A 21,864-nucleotide genomic window follows, 5' to 3' on the forward strand; every position below is an offset into this window, starting at 1 on the left:
AAAGGTTGGACAACGATTATTGATCATTCTTCCCGACAGCAGAACCGAGGGTGCATCGAATATCAAAGCGCAACAGCCAACAAAAGACGAAACGCTTACAGCCGGCAACTAATAAGGAAATAAAACATTATTGTTAAAACCACTTTATTGCAACACTCTTGCTGTTAATTGTCGTTGAATTTACTATTTTTGTATCCTTACTGAATATTTATGGGTAAAGAGGATACACATACGAATGATGATTTAGCCATCGAGGCGGAATTTAACGGTCTGATCGATGATTATCTTAAGACGAACCACAGGCGCAAGGTAGAAATTATTACCAAAGCTTTCCTTCTGGCAAAGGAGGCTCACAAAGGAGCCCGTCGCCGTTCGGGAGAGCCATATATTATGCACCCGATAGCCGTCGCACGCATTGTTTGCGGCGAGATAGGGCTGGGTTCCACATCCATCTGTGCGGCATTGCTGCACGACGTGGTAGAAGATACCGAATATACAGTAGAAGATATAAAAGTTCTCTTTGGTGAGAAAATAGCTCAGATTGTAGACGGGCTGACAAAAATATCGAGTGGCATGTTTGGGGAGAATGTTTCGGCACAGGCCGAGAATTTCAGGAAACTGCTGCTTACCATGTCGGACGATATCCGTGTTATCCTGGTCAAGATAGCCGACCGCTTGCACAACATGCGAACATTGGGGTCTATGGCGCCGGCCAAGCAATACAAAATAGCCGGAGAAACCATGTTTATTTATGCCCCCCTCGCCCATCGCTTAGGACTATTTGCCATAAAAACAGAACTTGAAGAACTCAGCTTCAAATGGGAAAACCCACAAATATATCAGGAAATATCATCCAAACTTCAAGAAACACACCTCTCGAGAAAAGACCTCTACGAACATTTTGCACAACCTGTTATAGAAAAACTGAATGAGCTTGGATTTAAATACGAAATCAGGGCGCGAGACAAATCGGTGTATTCTATCTGGAACAAGATGCAAGCCAAAGGTGTGCCATTCGAGGAGATATACGATATATTCGCTGTCCGCATCATTTTCGAAAACGAACTCGGTGTAGACGAGAAAAAGCGATGTTGGGATATATATTCCGTCATAACAGACATTTACAAGCTTCGCCCCGACCGTATCCGAGACTGGGTAAGCCGTCCCAAAGCCAACGGTTATCAGGCACTGCACCTCACCGTAATGGGACCCGACGGGCAGTGGGTAGAAATACAAATACGCAGTCGTCGAATGGACGATGTCGCAGAAAAAGGATTTGCGGCACATTGGAAATACAAAGAAGGCAAAGTAGAAGAAGATACCGAGCTAGACAAGTGGCTCAAAACAATTCAGGAAATACTGGAAAGCCCAAGCCCGAACGCACTGGACTTTTTGGATACAATAAAACTCAATCTCTTTTCGCAAGAGATATTCGTATTCACCCCAAAAGGTGAAATCAGGACATTGGCGCAGGGAGCCACAGCTTTAGACTTTGCTTACGATCTGCATTCCGACATCGGAGACCATTGCATCGGAGCCAAAGTAAATCATAAGCTCGTTCCGCTGAGTGAGAAGCTAAAAAGTGGAGATCAGGTAGAAATACTTACATCCAAATCGCAGATACCTAAGTTCGAATGGCTGAGCATCGTTACTACTGCCAAAGCCCGCACAAAGGTAGAATATGCTCTGCGAAAACTGAAAAGGGACATCGCCAAGCAAGGAGAGGAAATGCTTTACAAAAGCACCGAAGGCTCAACGATAGAGATTACGCAGCCTATCCTCGACAAAATGATGGACTACTATCAGAAAACGAATAAAGAAGATCTTTTCTATGCTATCGGCAACCAAGAAATAGCTCTGCCACAGAAAATAGAAAAGCTGCTAACGCTAAAAAAGCAAAACCCTAACAATGGTATATTCAGCTACATGAAACAAGCATTGCATGTAGGCAAAAAAATAGGGAAAGCAGAAACAAAAATATCGGAGAACGAGCCGATAGACCCTAAAAAAACATATATCCTCGAAGAAGATTCTTTCAACAAGAATTTTATAATGCCAACCTGCTGCAACCCCATTCCGGGCGACAAGGTAATCGGATATATTACAGACAACAACGAAGTAGAAGTACACAGCATAAACTGCCCCGTAGCACTCAAACTGAAAGCCAGCTACGGCAACAGGATTGTAAACCTCGAATGGGGTAGCTATACACAATTTCCGTTCATTTCGGCCATCACCATCAACGGTATCGACCGCATAGGAATGCTCAACGACATCACAAAAGTGATCACTGCCGGGTCGCTGAATATCAAAAACATGAGCATAGAATCGAACGATGGCGTATTTGAAGGGCGAATCGTGGTAAACGTTCACGATGTGAACGACTTGCAGGCATTATGCGCTCGCTTAGCCAAAATAAAGGGAGTAAAAGCCGTTAACAGGAAGCAAATCGGAGGAGAATATACTCAACCTGTATAAATAAAAAATCTTAAGATCAACATATTCGCTTCCAAAATTTGGAAAAAAAAATAAAATTCCCTAATTTTGTATCCGAAATACAAAAGGGAGAGAAGGAGGCTGTGGCTTCCTTTTTTTATTACTTGGTAAAAAAAATGATAGAAAAAGAACTCATAAGAGATATCACAGAGAAATATCTGGAAGGAACAACAATGTTTCTTGTAGATGTAGTGGTAAAACCCGGCAATGCAATAGTTGTAGAAGTAGACAGCGACGAAGGTGTAAGCATTGACGACTGCATTGCATTGAGCCGCAATATAGAATCGCATCTAGACAGAGAAGCGGAAGATTTTGAGCTCGAAGTAGGATCGGCAGGTATAACTTCTCCTCTGAAAATACCACGCCAGTACAAGAAATATATTGGTAACGAAGTAGAAGTGCTGACAAAGAAAGGACAAAAACTTTCGGGTGTACTCAAATCGTGCGACGATAATTCTTTTGTAATTACCGTTACCAAGATGGTGAAACCCGATGGAGGGAAAAAGAAAGTTGCAGTAGACGAAGATTTCTCTTTTGTTTATCAAGACGTAAAACATACAAAATATTTAATAAGATTTAAATAACAACCATGGCTAAGAAAGAAACTATCAATCTAATTGATACATTTTCAGAATTTAAAGAACTGAAGAGCATAGACAGAATGACTATGATCAGTGTGCTCGAAGACTCTTTCCGCAATGTAATAGCAAAACTGTTTGGGTCGAATGATAATTATGACGTAATCATCAACCCCGACAAAGGAGACCTTGAGATATGGCGCAATCGTGTCATCGTAGAAGACGATCAATTAGAGGATGATAATACAGAAATTGCACTTTCGGAAGCCAAAAAGATAGACGAAGACTTTGAGGTAGGAGAAGAAGTGACAGACGAAGTATTTTTCGAAGACTTCGGACGTCGTGCCATCCTCAACCTTCGCCAGACGTTGACATCCAAAATACTTGAGCTGCAAAAAGAAAGCTTATACAACCGCTACAAAGAGAAGATAGGCGAAATCGTATCGGGTGAAGTTTACCAGATATGGAAAAAAGAAATCCTGTTGCTCGATGACGAAAAAGAAGAACTTCTTTTACCTAAAACAGAACAGATCCCTAGCGACTTTTTCCGCAAAGGCGAGCATGTTCGTGCAGTAGTAGAAAGAGTTGACAATAAGAACAACAATCCGAAGATTATTTTATCAAGAACTTCACCGACATTCCTCGAAAGATTGCTCGAGCTCGAAGTTCCTGAAATAAACGACGGACTGATCACAATAAAAAACATAGCCCGCATACCGGGAGAAAGAGCCAAAGTAGCCGTAGAATCGTACGACGAACGCATCGACCCTGTGGGTGCCTGCGTAGGTATGAAAGGATCGCGTATACATGGAATCGTGAGAGAGTTGCGCAACGAGAATATCGACATTATCAACTATACGTCGAATATGAATCTGTATATACAACGTGCCCTTAGCCCTGCCAAAATAACTTCGGTGAAGATCAATGAAGAAGAAAAACGTGCAGAAGTATTGCTACGTCCCGAAGAAGTATCACTTGCTATCGGTAAGGGCGGTTTCAATATCAAGCTGGCAAGTATGCTTACCGGATACACGATAGACGTGTACCGCGACATCGACGACTTCGACGAAGAAGACATCTACTTGGACGAGTTCCGCGACGAAATCGACGGATGGGTTATCGATCAGTTGAAAAAAATTGGTTGCGTTACAGCTAAAAACGTGTTGGCTACCGACAGAGACAAACTCATACAGGAAGCCGACCTTGAAGAAAACACTGTAGACGAAATACTCAATATTTTACGTGCCGAATTTGATGATGAAGCTTAAGCTTTATTTGGTGATTAGCTGATTTCTTAATACTTTTGTATTTGGAGAAAGCCAACCTCATCTGTTTTCAGAAGCATTTATTGGGTTCACTGTCTATTTTTAGAATTAAAAAAAATATATGTCGATAAGATTAATAAAAATATCCAAAGATTTGAATGTAGGAATCAGCAGCCTTGTTGAATTCCTACATAAGAAAGGCTTTGATGTAGAATCAAACCCGAATACTAAAATTGGCAGTGAACAATACGAATTGCTGGTAAAAGAATTCGGACGAGACTCCGACATCGATGCTCTATTAAGCAGACGAGAAGAAAAGAAAGAGCTTGTAAAAGCTCAGGCTAAGAAAGAAGAGGAAGAAGCCAAAGCTCAAAATGAACCGGAAGTGATCAGAACAGAGATACCCGAATCCATTAAGCCGCATGTGCAGATTGTGGATAAGATTGATCTCGATGCTCTGAACAGACCAAAAAGAGTAGAAGTGAAACAAGAAGAGCAAGCCCCTGAGGCGGAGGCTCCGGTTGTTGAAGCACCAAAGGTTGAGGTTCCTGAAGTAAAAGCCCCAGAAATAGAAGTAGAAGAAGCCCCGGCTCCTATCGTAGAAAAAGTAGAAGAAGAGCCTAAGGCCGAAGAAGAAATAAAGCAACCGGCTATAGAAAAAACACCAAAAGAAGAACCTGTGTTTATACAAAAAGAAGAAAATGCCATTATTGAGAAAGACGAAGAAAAAGAGGATAAACCTCAACCGACGTCTACTGCTCCCGCAAATGAAGAAACAGAAGAAAGGGGAGATAAAATATTCAGGCTGAATAAGGCAACGATAAAATCAAATATTGTTGTAAAAGGCACTATCGACTTAAGTTCGATAAACGATAAAACCCGTCCTGCAAAGAAAACCAAAGCCGAAAAGAAAAAAGAACGCTTGGAAAAAGAAATGCAAGATCAGAAAAGGGTGAAAGAAAACACTGTTCGCCTGTTGAAAAAAGAAACAGACGAAGAGAAGAAACGAAAAGCAATCAACGATGACAATGATGACGCATCGAAGAAAAAACGCAATCGTATCAAAAAAGGAAAAGTCGACATCGAGAAAGGAGCTATACCTCAAGGTGGCGGTGGCGGACAACAGCAACCACATGCCGGAGGCGACAGATCGAAACGCAGCGTACGCAAGCCTATCATCAAGCATGCTGTAAACGAAGAAGACGTACAAAAGCAAATAAAAGAAACCCTGGCGCGCTTGACTAGCAAAGGCGGAAAAAACAAAGGGGCTAAATATAGAAGAGAGAAGCGTGAAGCTGTATCTCAAAGACAACAGGAGGAACTAGAACAACAGATGCACGAAAGCAAGGTGTTGAAGATTACAGAATTTGTAACCGCCAACGACCTCGCCAACATGATGAATGTACCTGTGATAAAAGTTATCTCTACTTGTATGAGTATCGGTATCATGGTGTCTATCAACCAACGACTAGATGCTGAAACGATCAATATCGTTGCCGAAGAATTCGGATTCGAAACCGAATACGTAAGTGCCGAAGTAGTGGAAGCAATAAACGAGGAAGAAGACAATCCCGAAGATATGGAACCTCGTGCTCCTATCGTTACCGTAATGGGACACGTAGACCACGGTAAAACATCGCTACTGGATACCATACGCCAAACAAATGTGATTGCCGGCGAAGCAGGGGGAATCACCCAGCACATCGGGGCATACAACGTTAAACTGAAATCGGGAAGACGTATCACATTCCTCGATACTCCGGGTCACGAAGCCTTTACGGCGATGCGTGCACGTGGAGCAAAAGTAACAGATATAGCAATTATCATTGTAGCAGCCGACGACAGCGTCATGCCTCAAACCGTGGAAGCAATAAACCACGCAGCAGCGGCAGGCGTACCAATCGTGTTTGCTATCAATAAAATAGATAAGCCAAGTGCCAACCCTGAAAAAATAAAGGAAACACTGGCAGGAATGAACTACCTTGTAGAAGACTGGGGAGGAAAATACCAGTCGCAAGATATTTCGGCAAAACAAGGTCTTGGTGTAGATGAGCTACTCGAAAAAGTACTATTGGAAGCCGAACTCCTAGATCTGAAAGCAAACCCTAACAGGAGAGCTACCGGATCGGTGATTGAGTCGTCTCTCGACAAAGGTAGAGGATACCTGTCTACGGTACTTGTAGAAAACGGTACACTGAGAAAAGGAGATATCGTATTGGCCGGAACATATTACGGTCGTGTTAAAGCAATGTTTAACGAGCGTAACCAACCTACAGAAGCAGCTGCGCCTGCCGCACCGGCACTCATACTAGGTCTTAACGGTGCTCCACAGGCCGGTGATATATTCCACGTGCTGGAAACAGAGCAGGAAGCCCGCGAAATAGCAGCGAAACGTGAACAGCTACAACGCGAACAAGGTCTGCGTACACAGAAAATACTTACTCTCGATGATATAGGTCGCCGTATTGCTATCGGTAACTTCCAACAGCTGAACGTGATTGTGAAAGGTGACGTGGATGGTTCGGTAGAGGCTCTTGCAGACTCACTGATCAGGCTGTCGACAGAAGAAATACAGGTGAATGTGATACACAAAGCCGTAGGTCAGATATCAGAATCAGACATCACGCTGGCTGCCGCATCAGACGCTATCGTTATCGGGTTCCAAGTGCGTCCGTCACAGGCTGCCCGCAGAATTGCAGAGAAAGACGGAGTTGAAATCCGCTTGTATTCTATCATCTATGATGCTATAGACGAAGTAACATCGGCGATGGAAGGTATGTTATCTCCTGAAATCAAAGAAGTACAAACCGGATATGTGGAAGTACGCGAAGTCTTCAAGATCACAAAGGTGGGTACAGTTGCCGGTTGTATGGTGAAAGAAGGAAAGCTGAAACGTGCAAACAAGATACGTATCATCCGCGACGGTATCGTAATCTATTCGGGAGAGCTGGGATCGCTCAAACGCTTCAAAGACGATGTGAAAGAAGTAGCATCGGGATATGAGTGCGGTTTGAACATCCACAACTACAATGATATAAAAGTTGGCGACATAATTGAGCCATTTGAAGAAATAGAAGTGAAGAAAACTTTGTAATATTAAATTATTGTATACCTTTGTATCCAATATAATAAAGATTTAACCTAAGAAACCAATTGATAGTTGTTACAAGCAAATCTTGCCTTGAAGGTCGGTGGTACTAACCATGCCACCGAAACACACAACTATCAATCAGTTTTGCGGTTGATTACAAAAGATTTCTTCGTCAGATTTTGAAAATTGTCATACACAGAAACGACAAATCATCATGATGAAAAAAATTATTCTTATATCTACACTTATAATTCTTCCTTTATTTTTTGCGAAAGATCTGGCAGCACAAACTGCTCAGCAGATTGCGTTTATTAATTCGAACGAGTTGCTCGAAGCTATGCCCGAAAAGGTGAAAGCATCGAATCAGTTGATCGACCTGAATAACAAGTACAAGGAAGAGATGAAGGTTATGCAGAATGATTATAATAAGAAATATTCTGACTTCATATCATATCAGACATCTATGGCGGAAAATATTCGTTTGCGCCGTATGCAAGAACTTTACGAGCTTGAACGTCAAATCAATGATTTTATGAAAGTGGCTCAAGAAGATATCCAAAATCAGGAGAAAGCTCTGATAGAACCTCTACGCCAGAGACTAAAGGATGCTATCTATCAGGTAGGAATCGAAAACGGATTTGTATGTATTTACGATCTTGCCAATCCATCTATAGCATTCGTTACTCCGGACGCTACTAATGCTACATTGTTGGTAAAACAGAAATTAGGAATCAGGTAAGATTTATCAAATAATTGTATAATGAATGCTTCTGATTATCGGAAGCATTTTGTTTTTAGGCAACACCGTATATGTCACAAAAAGCAAAACTTTGGTCGTTAAGCTATCTCAATGTATGTTTGGCTAACTTCCTGATGGCATGCTCATTCAATCTGCTAATGCCATCCATTCCTCTATATATTACCGAACAGATGGGCGTTCCCCAATCTCAAACGGGTATTGTGCTGGCATCGTATGCCATTGCACTGATGTTTGTTCGTCCTTTTTCGGGATTTATCGTAGACCTGTATTCCCGCAAGAAGATACTGCTGATTGCTTTTTCGTGTTATGTACTTATATTCTTCGGCTATTTTTGGGCAACAACCGTCTTGCTGTTCATTGTTGTCCGCTTTATACATGGCATCACTTGGGGATTGTCTACCGTATCGTCGAGCACATTGGCGATAGACGTTGTTCCCTCCGAGCGGCGAGCTGAGGGCATTGGCTACTATGGCACATTTATGAATGTAGCGATGGCCATCGGCCCTTTTATAGCCATCCATATATATAATCATTCAGGATTTGATGTATTGCTATGGTGCGCCATTGCAATGGGGGCATTGGGTATTATCACCGTATCGCTTATAAAAGCACCGATAAAGACAAAAGTAGAAAGACAGAAAATTTCGTTCGACCGCTTTTTCCTGATCAAAGGCTGGCCTATATTCCTCAACCAACTCCTACCCTGCTTTGCATGGGGTACAATAGGCCCGTTTGTTGCGCAGTATGGCAAGGGGCTCGGTATTCCTAATGCGGGGATTTTCTTCCTGTTCTGGGCGGGAGGTATTATTGCTTCGCGCGTCTTTGCGGGAAAACTCGTTGATAAAGGCAAAATACACGAGGTAAATGTATCGGCAATGGCCATTGTTGCTATTGCTTTTCTTGTATTTGCTTTGGTTCATAATATCTATGCCTTCTGCATATCGGGGCTGTTTATCGGAGTAGGATTCGGAATGATGTTTCCGGCACTGCAAACACTATACATCAATCTTGCAGAGAATAATCAACGAGGGACAGCCAACTCAACTTACCTCATCGGGTTCGACCTCGGTCTGGCACTGGGTATGCTGGTAGGTGGTTACCTCACAGGATATTTCTCTTTCGAAACACTATATATGGTCGCTTCGGGTCTGTGCGCGGTAAGTGTAGTTGTATACTGGACTTGCTCGCGGGTTATCTTTGAAAGAAAGAGGTTGAGATAAATCGCAGCAATCTATATCTTCCCGATTATCATATCCATCACCTTTGCCGTTCTTAATGCAGTCTCTCCGGTAGATGGACACGGACAAGACCCTCTGAGCTCATCTACTATCGTCTGAATGAGCGGTTGTTGAATATGATCGGGTTGAGCGGGCATGAAGAACTGCTCTCTATCAATGGATGATAAAAGAATAGGCGTAAACTGGAAGGTACTGAAACGAATAGAACCTTCTGTTCCCGTAATGGTGATCGTATCTTCTCTCGACTTTTCGGACGATATAAAACACCATTCGGCAACACCTTGCGCCCCCGACTTAAACTGTAAAATTGCGGACAGAGTGTCTGCAACGTCATAGCATCCCCCCAGATTACTATAATATCCTTTGGCATCAGAGATCTCACCTAAAAGAAAATCGAGTATATCGAGCGTATGTGGAGCGAGGTCGAAAAAATAACCTTCGCCTGCTATCTCACGTTTTAGCCGCCACGTCTGCTGCTGCTTATCCATATCGGAAGCACTGGCAGGACGGAAGAGACGAACATTAACAGTCAAAATCTTACCTATAGCCTGACTGTCGATCAGATCTTTTACTTTCAGGAAATAAGGCAGTGCTCTGCGATAATGTGCTACAAATAATTTCTGATTTGCCTGCTTTGCCGCTTCTACCATTTCGAGACATTCGGCATAACTCATAGCCATTGGTTTCTCTACATAAACGGGCTTACCTGCCTGCAACACCCTTATTGCATATTCTTTATGCAAGTGTGGCGGAGTAGCTATATATACAATATTCACTTCCGGATCGTTGATCAATTGGTCGGCATCGGTATAATATCTTCTTACACCGTGACGCTTGGCAAAATCCGCTGCTTTTTCTGCATCACGGCGCATAATAGCCCGCAACCATGAATGCTCTATCTCATAAAATGCAGGTCCGCTTTTTCTTTCACAGACGGCTCCTGCGCCTATTATACCCCATTTTACACTTTTCATATCGCCTTTATATTTTACACATATACACTTCCGGCTCTTTGCGTACAGCCATAAGTGGTGCAAATTTCGTTTTAACCGTTTCGTATAATTCGCCTCTAAACGCACGCGAATGCTCAGGACATAGAGTAATACAACGTGCGCAACGGATACATAGATCCATATTCGTCACTTTGGGATTACTCCTTGGTATGGCACTTGTCGGACATTGACTTACACATGTTCCGCAATCGTCGCACCTATCATCACCTGTAGGAACATATCCTCCCTGTGTTGGTTCACGATAGGGATAATTACCTTTAACGTCTGGCAAGCTATATTGTTTGTTTTTGTTGTAAGATTGATATAATCGGAAGCATTCTTGTGCAAATTTTTGAATCTCCTGCTTGTCTTCCTTATCGGGACGTCCCACAGCAACATCCGAGAAGATAGAATGGCGTGCAATGAAAGCACCGGCCGCTATGGGCACAAAGCCATTTGCCACGGATATATCTTTGAGCTCAAGAAGGGCATCGTCATAGTTTCTGTTGCCATACACGCATACCAACACGGCGGGAGTCTTATCGCCTTTTATCTTCTCGAAAGCCTTGACCGCTAATTGAGGTACACGTCCTGCATAAACAGGAATACCAAATATGACAAGATCATGACTCTCGATGTTCAATGTATCGGGGAATCCCATTGTAACGTCATGTTCTTTAATCTTTGTACCCATCTCTTTGCCGATCTTACGGATTATCTTGCGGGTAGACAGGGAAGGACTAAAATAGATAAGATGTATATTTTTCATGTCAGTAGTTTTATAATCGCTATTAAAGTTACAAATAAATACAAAACCCACCTTTATGAGATGGGTCTTATTTTATTATATGATTATATGACTCTCAATTGCTTCTGGGTTCGGCATAAATATAATATGCTTCATAGTCTCCCCAGTCTACGTTTTTTTGGACTAAGGCAATATTGGTTGTTTTTGTTTGCCAAACATATCTAGGAGTATAAACATCCTCTTCTTGTTTAAATATCTTATGATATGATTCTACAAGTTGGTCAGCATCTTTTTCGAAACTGAACTTCGGATCGCCGTATAGCTTCGAAATATAGTTTCGTATCAAGGGTTCTTGCTTCTGAGTATAAAAAATCTTTGATAATTTTTCATCTCTACCGACTTCCCAAGCAGGTTCAAAATAGACATACAACGAAGGCAATCCATCGATATATCTTTCTATAAAAGAAATTTCCAATTCAGATTTCAATATATTTGCTATTCCTGTACGATGGTTTGTTGAAGAAGTAATATCTTCCCAGTTATATCCAAGAAAATCACGTTTATTGTATACCTCAATTCTCACCGAATCGGATAATACTACCTTACCATCCTTAAACCCTTCAAGGATAACACTACCGTGATTCTCTTCATAAAAACAGTGTCCCCATCTACTAGTAAAAGACATCCAACCAGGGGCATGAGACAGCAAATTAAGACGTCCTTTTTCTCCCTCTATACGCCAAACCAAAGAGTCGTAGCTCTCCATTATATCGAGCATTGTACAGTCTTCACCGGGCACTAAGTAAAACTCCATCATAGTATGGATATTAGCTTCTTGTACCTTTGCCTTTAAAGAGATTTTTACCGAAGAAGAATTATTCCCATTGCCGGAATCATCACCATCATCTTTACCAAGATCATTGCCATCGGAACACGAATATAGGAATAGGAATGTTAGTAGAACGAATACTATTTTTCTCATAGTTTATGATATCTAGGCGTTTGTTACTTTTATCTTCAAAGTTAACATTTTTTATTTTTCAGAAAAAGTAAAGTAAGCCTTTTTAATTATCATTTACCATAAATATGGTATTGTATTGAGCAGAAACACAATATATCTTTGTACTGTGTTTTTCATGGTATTAGATTTATGGTTAAAAAGTTGAGATTGGTTGTCGAGATGACAGCCTTTTTTTATGTTATAAAAAATAAATAATCAAGAAAGCTTTCTTGTTTTAGAAAACTTTCTTGTTTGAACAAATATATAAATAATACTAAAATCTCTTCACAACCTTTTCTCTAACAACATTCCCTTTATCGTCTACACTCTCTATTAAATACACCCCTTTATTTAATGGCACATTTTCAATATTAAAGTTAATTATACCTTTTTCTGTATACATCAATGAACCAGTATTTATCGAATATATTTTTATAGATTTAGGCGACTCTTCCCCAATCGTTGTTGAAGATTTAAGAATAGGAACCTCATCTGGATCAGCTACAATTGTCACAAGAAAAGTTCGTATCAATGAAGTTCCACAAGCATTTGTTGCTTTGACGGAATATTCATAAACCCCTACAGGTAAATATTTAAATAATATTGAAATAGTCCCGGCATCATCATTTATATATCGGGAAGATAAATCAGTTCCATTAACCTTCCACTCATAGATTGTTGGATTACCATAAAACGGTGCTGTTAGCATAAATGTTTCAGTTAAATCTCTATATTGAGTCAATTGATTATTATCAGCTGACTCATTATATTTGGGAGCACCAATCCAAACTTGAGAATTCTCTACATTATAGCTTTTACCTCCAGATGTAAGTGTCGCTTTTACCACTCCAAAATTATTTCCAGAGGCTTTAAATATAGGCGTAGATGATTCTTGTCCAGACACTAAAGTCATATTATTTCCAGCCTGCCAGCTAATCGGCGTTGGTCCTGTTGTATTTACAAAATAAGTAACATTTTCCCCATTGCAGACAACTGATTCATTAGAGTAAATCTTAAACACGGGTTCAATTGAGACTAATTTAATTGTAGACAAAACCCCATAATCAGTTTGTGCAGTAACAGTTATCGCATTACTTACACTTTTTGATTCATTTTTGATAACTTTCACCTTATATTTTGAAGTACCCTGACCACTTACATAGTTAAATTCTGCTGAATTTCCCCAGTTAGCACTACTTATGGAAATGCTTGGATTAGCAGATAAAGTATACTCTAAAACATCACCATACTTAGCAGAAGAAGGACCAGATATGAAAACTTCTGGTTTTTCTATATTAACAACGTAACTCGTTCTGTAACCACTATTATCTTCCCCATATATTTCTCCGCGCCCAGCATTTCCCCATTTTACTTTTAATGAAAAACTATTTGTAGCATAAGTATTATAAACAGAACTGTTGTTAATAGTAAATACACCGTTGGTACACCTTAAACTTACTCCTGTAGCATAGCTCCCTCCTGACATAGAAATTGTATAATCATATTCTTTTCCTTCTAATGGGCGATTCCCTCCATTATTGTATGTTGGAAAGATAGAATTTAACTGGGAGGTTTGTGCATAAAAACTTGTGATTGAAATAAGAGAAATAATCATTAATAAAACCTTTTTCATAATTCTAAAAATTAGTTTAACAATAAATCTAACATATTCTATATTCAAAATAATAGGGAAACAAATACCAATGGGGCAAAAAAGCAAAAAGAAAGAAATTACAAACTTCAACAAATATACATCGAACAAAACTAGTAAAAAACAATCATTTTAATCTTAACTCCAGATCAAATATGACTTTTAACAATAAATAAAAACTTCTATATATCAGATTATATATATATTATACAATAAAGTTATATCACTAAATATGACTTTTTATTAAAAAATACAACAACTTATTTAAATAGATATAAGCTATGAAACTAAAAGTATATGAGGCTTATTTCTAATGAAAATAAGCCTCATATACTTTTAGCATATATAAAATATCAAATTCCTTTCTTCTGTATATTAGATAATTTTAAGGTTCCTTACTTTTACTATCTTTTATGGTAATATCTCCGCGGAAGGCATGAAGATGTTCCGATTCAGCCTTTTTCATGTCACTACTCAATCCTTCTACTTTTTTCATCGGGGCTCCCAGCCTGCTATCGAGCATAGACTTATTTTTCAATTTATCATCATCGTTAAGCATGGTAGTATTTATTAGATTCGCAATTAAAACTGTATTATCTTAGAACAGCCCTTAACATCAAATTGTTTCTTGATAATGCATGAAAATAAGAATCTTAACACCTTTAGCCGCTTTTTTGATCTCTTGCCTTGTAAAAGTCAGATTACTTCTTATCAATAACTTAACAATTTACCATAAAGATGGTATTGTATTTATATGAAACAGAATTTATCTTTGTAATGTATTTTTCATGGTATTAGACTTTAGGTTATAAAATTGAAGATTGGTTGTCGTGATGACAGCCTTTTTGTTTTTATACAGAAGATAATAAACGATCCGAGAACATTATTCCGATTCGCTTTGTTTAGTTTATGTATGTCGAACATTAAATTTATTGAACCATGAAAGAAGATATATCAAAAACACAATCCAAAGAACATAAATTTGAGGGATACGAACATGCCCGAAAGGTTAAAGACATCAAAAATCCTGTACCTAGCTCCGAAAAATCGGTAAAGGCTGCCACAAACAGAATTAATCCGGATGAAAATTCTAATGATAGAGGGTAGTTTTTTGAAAACTTACCGTAATAAGATATTGTACCTATTGCTTTATAGGTACAATATTAAGTTGTGGCTTCAAAAAATATTATGAAAGACAAGCAAACTCAAATTACAGGTGAACAATTTGAAGAGGAGTTGCTATATTCTATCTTTTATGGAAATAATTCCTTCTATTATCTAAACTGTTTAGAGAAAATAAAAAATGGAAAAAAACTGATATTTAATCCGTATGCTTTCGTTTTTAGTATACTGTGGCTAGCTTACCGTAAAATGTATTTAGAATTCGCTATTTCTTTATTGATAGGAATATCTCTGGCTATATCTATAGGCATATCATTAAGCATATTTACATTGTCCCTAATTCTTGGATTGACAGGAAACTACTTATATTTAAAGAAGTCGATTAGAGAAATGCAAAAAGCACAAGCAAACTACCCCAATTTAAATGACCGAATAGACTATTTGAGAAGAATAGGAGGAGCAAGTTATAATATTGTTTTTACTGTTATTGGTTTATTTATTCTTATCTCACTTCTCACATTTGCAATACTAGCTTATATTATTGGACATAAAGCTATTTGAGCAATCTGCACTAAATAATTTTTTTTCCCTCATCAAATATTTAGAAAAATTTATTGTATATAGAATCAATACAATGAAATTTTCTTCTAATTTCACAGAAAAAATCCTGTTAACCAAAATATAATACAACACTCTCTAAAAAGCATATCTATTTGATTAATAAAACAAACATTATTACGTATGACCTTACTCGATTATATATTTTTTCGATTTTATGATTATTTCAAGAGAAAAAAAGATTATTATGCGATGACAAATACGCTTATGATTGTATATATAATAGAGCTATCTCTTTTTTTGTTCACCTATTATTTTATTAGTCTGTTTGTAGAATTAAATTTTATAAAAAATATTTTACAGGAGAACAGAAGTAATAAGATTTTAATCGCTACAATTCTTACTATTGTTATTTTTTTTCTCAATTATATTTACTTCTCACCTAAAAGAAAAAAAGATTATTATTTAGGATTAGAGAAAAAATATTTAAAAGATAAATATAAGCTACCAATGTGGATAATGTTTAGTTTTCCTATATTTATACTACTTATTTCTATTATTGGATATGGGCTGATTAAAGGAACTCTAAAATCTCCTTTATTAGATAGTTTATTTTAGACTTATTGAATGATCTTAAAAGGTTCCCTTTAACAAGAAATAAAAACAACTATCTATGTTTGATTATCTTTTTTATAGATTTTATGATATTTATAAAAGGAAAGAAGGAGATACATCTGCTTTCTCTGCTACTGCTGCCATTTCCTTTATCCAAATATTAATCATATCCAGCATTATCTTGTCGATAAGTTTTATTACAAATATTATTTTATCTGTCAACTTTCTGACTCCAATGGCATTAGCAATAGGAGAAACCTTATCTAAATTTATAATTGTATTATTATCGTCATTATTATTTATCTGTAATTACTTAAAATACAGAAAAAGTTTAGATAAGATTATTTCTAAACACTCTAAATCCGAATTAAACAGAAAATTAAAAATGTGGATTATTTTTTTGATAATGCCTGCCACTATGACTTTTCCTTTTGCCTTAAGATATATTTTAAGTTCCTTTTTATGAAAAGACATTAGATAAATAAGTCATATCCTCATTTATTTATATCATTACTATTCAACCTAATAACTTTTGGCTCCTTTATAAATAGTCATATCTTATAAAAACATTAAGAATACAAAGTTCATAATTGTTTATTTTATAAATAAAAATAAAATTAATTGTCAAACTAAAATCCAGATTATGAAAAGTATTATTTATTTCCTTTTTAGTGTCCTATTTTTAACGGCATGTAACTCAGAGGAAGATCTTTTGGTTGTTGATAACAATATAACAACACGTGACAGCGCTGTGATAAAGTCAGCTAAAGATAAACCGTTAGAAATGTCTTGCGATCTTTTTTATTATTTAGAAGGAGGAGGAGGCAACGCAATGTTCCCATCAACAAAAATCCAATATAAGGTTGGATCCTATATGATGTTTGATCCGTATAACAATAAAATAATGAATTTAGAGACTACATTAAGCATAAATGCAACATTAGCATCGAATTACTATCATCAGATTTTATCTTGGAATCAATCACATTGGAGCCAAAAGCCTGTTGCGAATAGCAATCAAATTACAGTGTCTTTTAGTGGGAGCTATTCTTGTTCTTCGGGTAATATAACTTATCTTGATCTAGAGTATGTTTATGATCCAGCGACTAATACATCTAGACCTAAACGTCCCAAACCAGTAGCAATGGATGCTGAAGTTTGCTACTGACAAGTCATATAAAAATACGCATATTTATACAGAGCAGTTGGAATGCCAACTGCTTTTTTATTTATTCTCACTATACATTTATGATAAAGTATCCCTCGTCTCTTCGGATTTGCAATTCGAAGATTAATGAAGTAAGGCTCTCTAACAACAAAAGCCGCTTCACCAGCGACTTCTTCTTGTAGCACAGCCGGGAATTTGTTATTTTCTTTATATCAATTACTTACATATATATGTCCGAAATAGAGCCGAGACAGTAATTAAATAAGGCTTATTTGCCTTGCCACTACCTTACAAACAATGAAGATCTGATATATGTCTGAGAGCTCCATTTTAAAGTCCGGATATATCGGATTAAATGAATGACAAATAATATATCCTTCTTCTGTGTTTATTTCTTTAATCTGCTTTAGGACATTCCCTTCTCTTGATGTAATTACAAATACAGTCTTTTTAATTGGCAAGTCTTTTACATGAAAATCTTTCTTCTCTTTAATAAGCACTTCGTCACCATCGCATAAAGATCGTTTAGTTCCATCATCCATAGAATCTCCATCAACTCTCACTACTAGAAATCCTCCGTTCTTATATTCTTTAGGAACTAACCTTACATGCGTTTCAGGTAATAAATCTATATCAGCACCCCCAAGCCTGCCCGCACTTGCTCGGAGATCAACATATTCTACCATCATATAATCACTTTCTGCTTTGGGTGTAACTTCGCTTTTAATTTTTAGCATTTCCCCCTCTCCTGTGGTCAACCAATTATAACTATAATGAGGATATACTGCTAATATCTTTTTTGCATAATTGGTTGATATTTTTTTTACTTTACAATTTATAATATCATAAATAGGTTGAGTTCTTTCCAATCCTATCGATTCTGCGAATTGATTTGGATTTAATTTCTCGTTTTCAAGGATTTTGTTCAAAACGATACTTCCTAATGTTTTCATATTACTGTAATTTACTGTATATTTGTATTGTAATCAATTGGGGTGATTTCAATAATTAAGAAATTAGGTTTAAACCTTGAGAGCAGTATGCAACCCCAATTTGTATACTGCTTTCTGTTTTAATATTTAATGTTATGAAAAATCCGATAGAATATTTCAAAAGGCGTAAACGAAGAAGATTATTTCTTCGTATCTATTTTGCTCATTTAGAACATATATCAGGAAACCCTAGGGATGCACTACGTGACACTATAGATCAGTATATGAAAATAAAAGATATGCTTTAAGCTGAAAACTAACGAATATTTAGCGCACTAATAGGTATGTGCCCACCCTCTCTATCGACATAAGGAAGCACTGCTACAACAGAAAATTCAATACTTGTTACGGATTGAATTTCAGAACCCTTGGAACTTTCTGCACCTAAAGACATCTTTCCCAAAAATACGCCTATTCCCTTTTTATTATCTTTTGTATCAGACTCTGTAAGCCCTACTTTAAAAGTTATTTTAGTAGCAGGATAATCAGAGTCATGGTGTTTATATACCTCTTCATTGCTAGTTTTAACTGCCAGCATTGGGTTTATCAACCCTCCTGATTTAAAGCACTCTTCCTGCGCTTCCATGACTCCTTCTGTTATTTGGATCAATGTTTCTTTTACAAACTCTTTTAATTCCATCCCCCCAATTTTAAGTTAAAACACTACGTATCCTTAAATAAAGTTAAATACAAAAATAAATACTGTATTTATTTTCATATTACTGTATTTTACTGTATGTTTGTATCAACAATTAAGTATAACAATTGCAAATATACAGAAAGATGAATACAATCAAAGCAAAAAAAGTAAAAACTATCAATTGGACAGCAACATTAAGACTAATGCCTATTTCATCTGTATTACAATGTACCATAGAAGAGAAAGACACATTGGCTCCTATTGCTACCAAATTAAAATTTAGCGAAGGTAAAGAATACTCATTCATGAAAGATTCTTCAACAAAGACTTACAATATAACAAGAGTAAAATAATAGGATATGGACGCTTTACTTACAAATAAAGATGTAATGAGAATATTCTCTATATCGGATGAAACGATTCCACGATTGAGAAAACAAGGTCTACAATATCTGAAAGTAGGTTCTGAGTATCGCTATAAACTAGAATGGATAGAGGATTATATAAATAAGAAATCATCATTATCACTAAATACAAAATAACCATGGGAGCACTAAAAATAGATTGCCATTGCAACGAGACACAGATGGATAATATAGTGAATGCTGTATTAAGACACATCAATAATTCAGACAGAAGAGAGATACCTGATTTTGATGATACAATAGGCGATGTAAGGGTGTGTGTTGAGTTTGATTCATACTTAGACATAGTAGGCATAAGATCATCAGAGATTTTAGATTCTGATTGGGATTTACTTTATGAAGATACTGCAGTATTTACATCTCGCTTGAATCGTTTAGTTGAAGATCTAAATAATAGATCAAAAGAAGCCACAAAACAAGGCTTTGAAATCCTTAAAGACAAAATGGAATACGCCCTATGAAAACAGAATCAAAATTAATCGGTCAACGAGTAGAGTGTAAAGATAAACCTAATGAAATAGGTGTCATATCCTTTTATAATTCAGACAATGGAGATATGGATATAAAATATGGTGAAACAACTCTTCTTACCCACATATCAAAATGCAAAATAGTAAAAGCCTCATGAAAAAGAAAAGCATAAACCCACTAAAGACAATAATCATTGCAGCTATCATGTTAGGTTGCCTTGGTTATATGGTTAAATGTGCAATAGACTGCAAAAGACAAGTAGAAGCTCTTACTGAAATGAAACATCACGAAGTACCCACATATCAAATAAAATAACTATGGAACTCTTATTCGCAATTTTAGCATTAGCGCTATTTGTAGTTGTAGCCGGAATAGTAACAGGCATATTTCTTTACTGCATATCGTACTATCAAGCAGAAGATATAGATCCGAACGATGAAACTTTCCTAAAGTAATATATCCTTAAAACAAAATTAATCCTAAGTCGTTGAAGGCTCCATTCCTTATGGGTGGGAGTAAAACGCAAGTTCTTTGCCATGTTGATTTCCTGATGTATCACCGATGAATGGATAAAAACACGGGTGTTGTCTTAAACCCTTAACGGAGTGGTTAGGGGGATTACCGATTAGAGGAAGTCGGGAGCTTGAAAAACAGCGAACTAATAAACCTGAATAGTCAGTTAGGTTAGTCAGAATATAAATATATCACTACGAAAGCTCTTTTTTATGTACAAAATGAAATAGTATCGCATATCGAAAGATTAAATGACTTCGGGGTATGGAGGAAAAGTAACCCTATGCGCATAACTATAAATCAGGAGTACGGAGAGTGTTTCAAAGGAAGAATAAAAATTAAATAATTATGAAAGAGTCGCATATAAGTTTAAAAGATATATCAGGGAGTAAATTTGGTAGGCTAACAGTTATAGAATTTAGCCATAAAGATAAACATGGTCATTCATACTGGACTTGCAGATGCGAATGTGGAAATACTAAAACTATATATGGTATGAGTCTTATATGCGGTGATACAAAGAGCTGTGGATGCCTAAGAAAGAATTTACTTTCAGAACGAAATACTAAAACAAAAACAATCCATGGCGGATCTAGAATAAGGTTATATAATATATGGATAAATATAATACAAAGAACAACAAACGAAAATACTCAATGTTATTGTAACTACGGCGGACGGGGTATAACAGTCTGTAACGAATGGTTAGATTATATAAATTTCCGTGATTGGGCATTAGCGAATGGGTACTCTGACAATCTAACTATTGACCGAACTGATAATAATGGTAATTACGAACCGAATAATTGCAGATGGGTTACCCTCAAAGAACAGGCTAATAATAAAAGAAATAATAGGCTTATTGAGCATAAAGGAGAAGTCAAAACGATTGCTCAATGGTCTGAATTATATAACATGCCTTATAATATATTGAGCAATAGGTTGTATAGAGGTTGGAGTATTGAAAGAGCTTTAAATGAACCAGTAAATAAATTTAGTCTCAACTAATATATCAAACCCTGCATGATTGAAAAAAAAGGATGCTATGTAGCTCAGGTGGTCAGAGCGCAGGTCGCAGTAATGCACCCAAAAAGAAACGGGTCGGAGGTTCGAGTCCTCCCATAGCAACGAATTTAAACTTAAAACAAAATATCATTATGGAAACTAATTTTAAAGAATTAAAGGAAGAAATCATAAAAAGAGCAAAAGCTGCTGATGCATGTACATCAGAATACAAAAGAGCATATAAGTCAGAATCTTTTGAAGAATTATTGCAAGTTATAAAAGACAACTTCGATTTTGCAGTAAGGCGTAAAGTTATAGATATAGAATTAATAAAGCTATATGAGAATGAGTTTAACAACAATAAAATATATGGGAATATAGATATTTCAGAAGGATATCTTCTAGTAGACAACGCGACTGTGGAAGCATCGGGCAACGCGACTGTGGAAGCATGGGGCAACGCGACTGTGGAAGCATCGGGCAACGCGACTGTGAGAGCATCGGACAACGCGACTGTGAGAGCATGTGACAACGCG

26 protein-coding genes and 1 tRNA gene are annotated in these 21,864 nt (G+C 37.2%); 20 read left to right on the forward strand and 7 right to left on the reverse strand.

What is annotated here, in order from left to right:
- Positions 1-210: 210 nt before the first annotated feature.
- The 6 genes from HMPREF9456_RS09965 (at position 211) to HMPREF9456_RS09990 (ending at position 9,410) form a co-directional block, all read left to right on the forward strand.
- Positions 211-2,478, forward strand: a complete 2,268-nt coding sequence (locus tag HMPREF9456_RS09965; protein ID WP_006843389.1) for a RelA/SpoT family protein — start codon at positions 211-213, stop codon at positions 2,476-2,478.
- A gap of 134 nt (positions 2,479-2,612) precedes the next feature.
- Positions 2,613-3,080 (forward strand): ribosome assembly cofactor RimP, encoded by a 468-nt coding sequence (rimP, locus tag HMPREF9456_RS09970; protein ID WP_026177075.1) that lies wholly within the window; start codon positions 2,613-2,615, stop codon positions 3,078-3,080.
- Positions 3,081-3,085: 5 nt separating this feature from the next.
- The gene (gene nusA / locus HMPREF9456_RS09975; RefSeq protein ID WP_006843391.1) at positions 3,086-4,342 is read left to right on the forward strand and encodes a transcription termination factor NusA; all 1,257 of its coding nucleotides are present in this window, start codon (positions 3,086-3,088) and stop codon (positions 4,340-4,342) included.
- Positions 4,343-4,460: 118 nt separating this feature from the next.
- Positions 4,461-7,433, forward strand: a complete 2,973-nt coding sequence (gene infB / locus HMPREF9456_RS09980) for a translation initiation factor IF-2 (RefSeq protein WP_006843392.1) — start codon at positions 4,461-4,463, stop codon at positions 7,431-7,433.
- A 211-nt stretch (positions 7,434-7,644) separates the two neighbouring features.
- Positions 7,645-8,169, forward strand: a complete 525-nt coding sequence (locus HMPREF9456_RS09985) for an OmpH/Skp family outer membrane protein (RefSeq protein ID WP_006843393.1) — start codon at positions 7,645-7,647, stop codon at positions 8,167-8,169.
- Positions 8,170-8,240: 71 nt separating this feature from the next.
- Positions 8,241-9,410, forward strand: a complete 1,170-nt coding sequence (locus HMPREF9456_RS09990; protein ID WP_006843394.1) for an MFS transporter — start codon at positions 8,241-8,243, stop codon at positions 9,408-9,410.
- A gap of 11 nt (positions 9,411-9,421) precedes the next feature.
- Here the strand turns inward: HMPREF9456_RS09990 and HMPREF9456_RS09995 are convergent, their stop codons facing one another.
- The 5 genes from HMPREF9456_RS09995 to HMPREF9456_RS17370 all read right to left on the reverse strand — a co-directional run bounded on the left by HMPREF9456_RS09995 (position 9,422) and on the right by HMPREF9456_RS17370 (position 14,378).
- Positions 9,422-10,402 carry a Gfo/Idh/MocA family protein gene (locus HMPREF9456_RS09995; RefSeq protein WP_006843395.1) on the reverse strand — a complete coding sequence of 327 codons (981 nt, stop codon included), beginning with the start codon at positions 10,400-10,402 and terminating at the stop codon, positions 9,422-9,424.
- A gap of 7 nt (positions 10,403-10,409) precedes the next feature.
- The gene (locus HMPREF9456_RS10000; RefSeq protein WP_006843396.1) at positions 10,410-11,189 is read right to left on the reverse strand and encodes a 4Fe-4S binding protein; all 780 of its coding nucleotides are present in this window, start codon (positions 11,187-11,189) and stop codon (positions 10,410-10,412) included.
- A gap of 94 nt (positions 11,190-11,283) precedes the next feature.
- Positions 11,284-12,150: a hypothetical protein gene (locus HMPREF9456_RS10005; RefSeq protein ID WP_006843397.1), complete on the reverse strand. Its 867-nt coding sequence runs from the start codon at positions 12,148-12,150 to the stop codon at positions 11,284-11,286.
- Between the two features lie 292 nt (positions 12,151-12,442).
- The gene (locus HMPREF9456_RS10010; RefSeq protein ID WP_006843398.1) at positions 12,443-13,801 is read right to left on the reverse strand and encodes a T9SS type A sorting domain-containing protein; all 1,359 of its coding nucleotides are present in this window, start codon (positions 13,799-13,801) and stop codon (positions 12,443-12,445) included.
- 403 nt (positions 13,802-14,204) lie between these two features.
- Entirely contained in the window at positions 14,205-14,378 is a 174-nt protein-coding gene (locus tag HMPREF9456_RS17370; protein ID WP_006843399.1) for a hypothetical protein, read from the reverse strand.
- A gap of 380 nt (positions 14,379-14,758) precedes the next feature.
- Between HMPREF9456_RS17370 and HMPREF9456_RS17375 the strand changes: the two genes are divergently transcribed.
- From HMPREF9456_RS17375 to HMPREF9456_RS10025, 5 genes are all read left to right on the forward strand, one after another.
- Entirely contained in the window at positions 14,759-14,926 is a 168-nt protein-coding gene (locus tag HMPREF9456_RS17375; protein ID WP_006843400.1) for a hypothetical protein, read from the forward strand.
- An 81-nt stretch (positions 14,927-15,007) separates the two neighbouring features.
- Positions 15,008-15,502: a DUF2628 domain-containing protein gene (locus HMPREF9456_RS10015; RefSeq protein WP_006843401.1), complete on the forward strand. Its 495-nt coding sequence runs from the start codon at positions 15,008-15,010 to the stop codon at positions 15,500-15,502.
- Between the two features lie 180 nt (positions 15,503-15,682).
- The gene (locus tag HMPREF9456_RS17500) at positions 15,683-16,117 is read left to right on the forward strand and encodes a hypothetical protein (protein WP_006843402.1); all 435 of its coding nucleotides are present in this window, start codon (positions 15,683-15,685) and stop codon (positions 16,115-16,117) included.
- A 55-nt stretch (positions 16,118-16,172) separates the two neighbouring features.
- On the forward strand, positions 16,173-16,580 hold the full coding sequence (locus tag HMPREF9456_RS17220; RefSeq protein ID WP_006843403.1) for a hypothetical protein: 408 nt from the start codon (positions 16,173-16,175) through the stop codon (positions 16,578-16,580).
- Positions 16,581-16,757: 177 nt separating this feature from the next.
- On the forward strand, positions 16,758-17,282 hold the full coding sequence (locus HMPREF9456_RS10025; protein WP_006843404.1) for a hypothetical protein: 525 nt from the start codon (positions 16,758-16,760) through the stop codon (positions 17,280-17,282).
- A 257-nt stretch (positions 17,283-17,539) separates the two neighbouring features.
- Here the strand turns inward: HMPREF9456_RS10025 and HMPREF9456_RS10035 are convergent, their stop codons facing one another.
- Positions 17,540-18,235: a S24 family peptidase gene (locus HMPREF9456_RS10035; protein ID WP_006843405.1), complete on the reverse strand. Its 696-nt coding sequence runs from the start codon at positions 18,233-18,235 to the stop codon at positions 17,540-17,542.
- Positions 18,236-18,369: 134 nt separating this feature from the next.
- On the opposite strand from HMPREF9456_RS10035, the gene HMPREF9456_RS17380 reads away from it, so the two are divergent.
- The gene (locus HMPREF9456_RS17380) at positions 18,370-18,522 is read left to right on the forward strand and encodes a hypothetical protein (RefSeq protein WP_006843406.1); all 153 of its coding nucleotides are present in this window, start codon (positions 18,370-18,372) and stop codon (positions 18,520-18,522) included.
- 8 nt (positions 18,523-18,530) lie between these two features.
- On the opposite strand, the gene HMPREF9456_RS10040 is transcribed toward HMPREF9456_RS17380, so the two are convergent.
- Entirely contained in the window at positions 18,531-18,914 is a 384-nt protein-coding gene (locus HMPREF9456_RS10040; protein WP_006843407.1) for a hypothetical protein, read from the reverse strand.
- A gap of 143 nt (positions 18,915-19,057) precedes the next feature.
- Between HMPREF9456_RS10040 and HMPREF9456_RS10045 the strand changes: the two genes are divergently transcribed.
- From HMPREF9456_RS10045 to HMPREF9456_RS17390, 8 genes are all read left to right on the forward strand, one after another.
- Complete coding sequence (locus tag HMPREF9456_RS10045) at positions 19,058-19,267, forward strand: hypothetical protein (protein ID WP_006843408.1); 210 nt, start codon at positions 19,058-19,060, stop codon at positions 19,265-19,267.
- Positions 19,268-19,273: 6 nt separating this feature from the next.
- Positions 19,274-19,456 carry a helix-turn-helix domain-containing protein gene (locus tag HMPREF9456_RS10050; RefSeq protein ID WP_006843409.1) on the forward strand — a complete coding sequence of 61 codons (183 nt, stop codon included), beginning with the start codon at positions 19,274-19,276 and terminating at the stop codon, positions 19,454-19,456.
- Positions 19,457-19,458: 2 nt separating this feature from the next.
- Positions 19,459-19,800 (forward strand): hypothetical protein, encoded by a 342-nt coding sequence (locus HMPREF9456_RS10055; RefSeq protein WP_006843410.1) that lies wholly within the window; start codon positions 19,459-19,461, stop codon positions 19,798-19,800.
- A gap of 163 nt (positions 19,801-19,963) precedes the next feature.
- Positions 19,964-20,125, forward strand: coding sequence for a hypothetical protein (locus HMPREF9456_RS17385; RefSeq protein WP_006843412.1), 162 nt, complete (start codon positions 19,964-19,966; stop codon positions 20,123-20,125).
- Between the two features lie 2 nt (positions 20,126-20,127).
- Positions 20,128-20,265: a hypothetical protein gene (locus tag HMPREF9456_RS17225; protein ID WP_006843413.1), complete on the forward strand. Its 138-nt coding sequence runs from the start codon at positions 20,128-20,130 to the stop codon at positions 20,263-20,265.
- A gap of 406 nt (positions 20,266-20,671) precedes the next feature.
- The gene (locus tag HMPREF9456_RS10060) at positions 20,672-21,331 is read left to right on the forward strand and encodes a hypothetical protein (protein WP_006843414.1); all 660 of its coding nucleotides are present in this window, start codon (positions 20,672-20,674) and stop codon (positions 21,329-21,331) included.
- 33 nt (positions 21,332-21,364) lie between these two features.
- Positions 21,365-21,451: transfer RNA gene (locus tag HMPREF9456_RS10065), tRNA-OTHER, on the forward strand.
- Positions 21,452-21,480: 29 nt separating this feature from the next.
- Positions 21,481-21,864 (forward strand): hypothetical protein (locus HMPREF9456_RS17390; protein WP_040402088.1); only part of this gene is annotated, 384 nt, incomplete at its 3' end.

This window comes from Dysgonomonas mossii DSM 22836 (assembly GCF_000213575.1).
Lineage (GTDB): Bacteria > Bacteroidota > Bacteroidia > Bacteroidales > Dysgonomonadaceae > Dysgonomonas > Dysgonomonas mossii.

Bases quoted from the DNA above. Each gene is read 5' to 3' on its own strand.
- HMPREF9456_RS10045 (WP_006843408.1), top strand. From the start codon at position 19,058: ATGAATACAATCAAAGCAAAAAAAGTAAAAACTATCAATTGGACAGCA.
- HMPREF9456_RS09985 (WP_006843393.1), top strand. From the start codon at position 7,645: ATGATGAAAAAAATTATTCTTATATCTACACTTATAATTCTTCCTTTA.
- infB (WP_006843392.1), top strand. From the start codon at position 4,461: ATGTCGATAAGATTAATAAAAATATCCAAAGATTTGAATGTAGGAATC.
- HMPREF9456_RS10035 (WP_006843405.1), bottom strand. From the start codon at position 18,235: ATGAAAACATTAGGAAGTATCGTTTTGAACAAAATCCTTGAAAACGAG.
- HMPREF9456_RS10015 (WP_006843401.1), top strand. From the start codon at position 15,008: ATGAAAGACAAGCAAACTCAAATTACAGGTGAACAATTTGAAGAGGAG.
- HMPREF9456_RS10010 (WP_006843398.1), bottom strand. From the start codon at position 13,801: ATGAAAAAGGTTTTATTAATGATTATTTCTCTTATTTCAATCACAAGT.
- HMPREF9456_RS17220 (WP_006843403.1), top strand. From the start codon at position 16,173: ATGTTTGATTATCTTTTTTATAGATTTTATGATATTTATAAAAGGAAA.
- HMPREF9456_RS10025 (WP_006843404.1), top strand. From the start codon at position 16,758: ATGAAAAGTATTATTTATTTCCTTTTTAGTGTCCTATTTTTAACGGCA.
- HMPREF9456_RS17385 (WP_006843412.1), top strand. From the start codon at position 19,964: ATGAAAAAGAAAAGCATAAACCCACTAAAGACAATAATCATTGCAGCT.
- HMPREF9456_RS10000 (WP_006843396.1), bottom strand. From the start codon at position 11,189: ATGAAAAATATACATCTTATCTATTTTAGTCCTTCCCTGTCTACCCGC.
- HMPREF9456_RS10050 (WP_006843409.1), top strand. From the start codon at position 19,274: ATGGACGCTTTACTTACAAATAAAGATGTAATGAGAATATTCTCTATA.
- HMPREF9456_RS17375 (WP_006843400.1), top strand. From the start codon at position 14,759: ATGAAAGAAGATATATCAAAAACACAATCCAAAGAACATAAATTTGAG.
- HMPREF9456_RS17225 (WP_006843413.1), top strand. From the start codon at position 20,128: ATGGAACTCTTATTCGCAATTTTAGCATTAGCGCTATTTGTAGTTGTA.
- HMPREF9456_RS17500 (WP_006843402.1), top strand. From the start codon at position 15,683: ATGACCTTACTCGATTATATATTTTTTCGATTTTATGATTATTTCAAG.
- HMPREF9456_RS09965 (WP_006843389.1), top strand. From the start codon at position 211: ATGGGTAAAGAGGATACACATACGAATGATGATTTAGCCATCGAGGCG.
- HMPREF9456_RS09990 (WP_006843394.1), top strand. From the start codon at position 8,241: ATGTCACAAAAAGCAAAACTTTGGTCGTTAAGCTATCTCAATGTATGT.
- HMPREF9456_RS10055 (WP_006843410.1), top strand. From the start codon at position 19,459: ATGGGAGCACTAAAAATAGATTGCCATTGCAACGAGACACAGATGGAT.
- HMPREF9456_RS10005 (WP_006843397.1), bottom strand. From the start codon at position 12,150: ATGAGAAAAATAGTATTCGTTCTACTAACATTCCTATTCCTATATTCG.
- HMPREF9456_RS09995 (WP_006843395.1), bottom strand. From the start codon at position 10,402: ATGAAAAGTGTAAAATGGGGTATAATAGGCGCAGGAGCCGTCTGTGAA.
- HMPREF9456_RS10060 (WP_006843414.1), top strand. From the start codon at position 20,672: ATGAAAGAGTCGCATATAAGTTTAAAAGATATATCAGGGAGTAAATTT.
- HMPREF9456_RS17380 (WP_006843406.1), top strand. From the start codon at position 18,370: ATGAAAAATCCGATAGAATATTTCAAAAGGCGTAAACGAAGAAGATTA.
- HMPREF9456_RS17370 (WP_006843399.1), bottom strand. From the start codon at position 14,378: ATGCTTAACGATGATGATAAATTGAAAAATAAGTCTATGCTCGATAGC.
- nusA (WP_006843391.1), top strand. From the start codon at position 3,086: ATGGCTAAGAAAGAAACTATCAATCTAATTGATACATTTTCAGAATTT.
- rimP (WP_026177075.1), top strand. From the start codon at position 2,613: ATGATAGAAAAAGAACTCATAAGAGATATCACAGAGAAATATCTGGAA.
- HMPREF9456_RS10040 (WP_006843407.1), bottom strand. From the start codon at position 18,914: ATGGAATTAAAAGAGTTTGTAAAAGAAACATTGATCCAAATAACAGAA.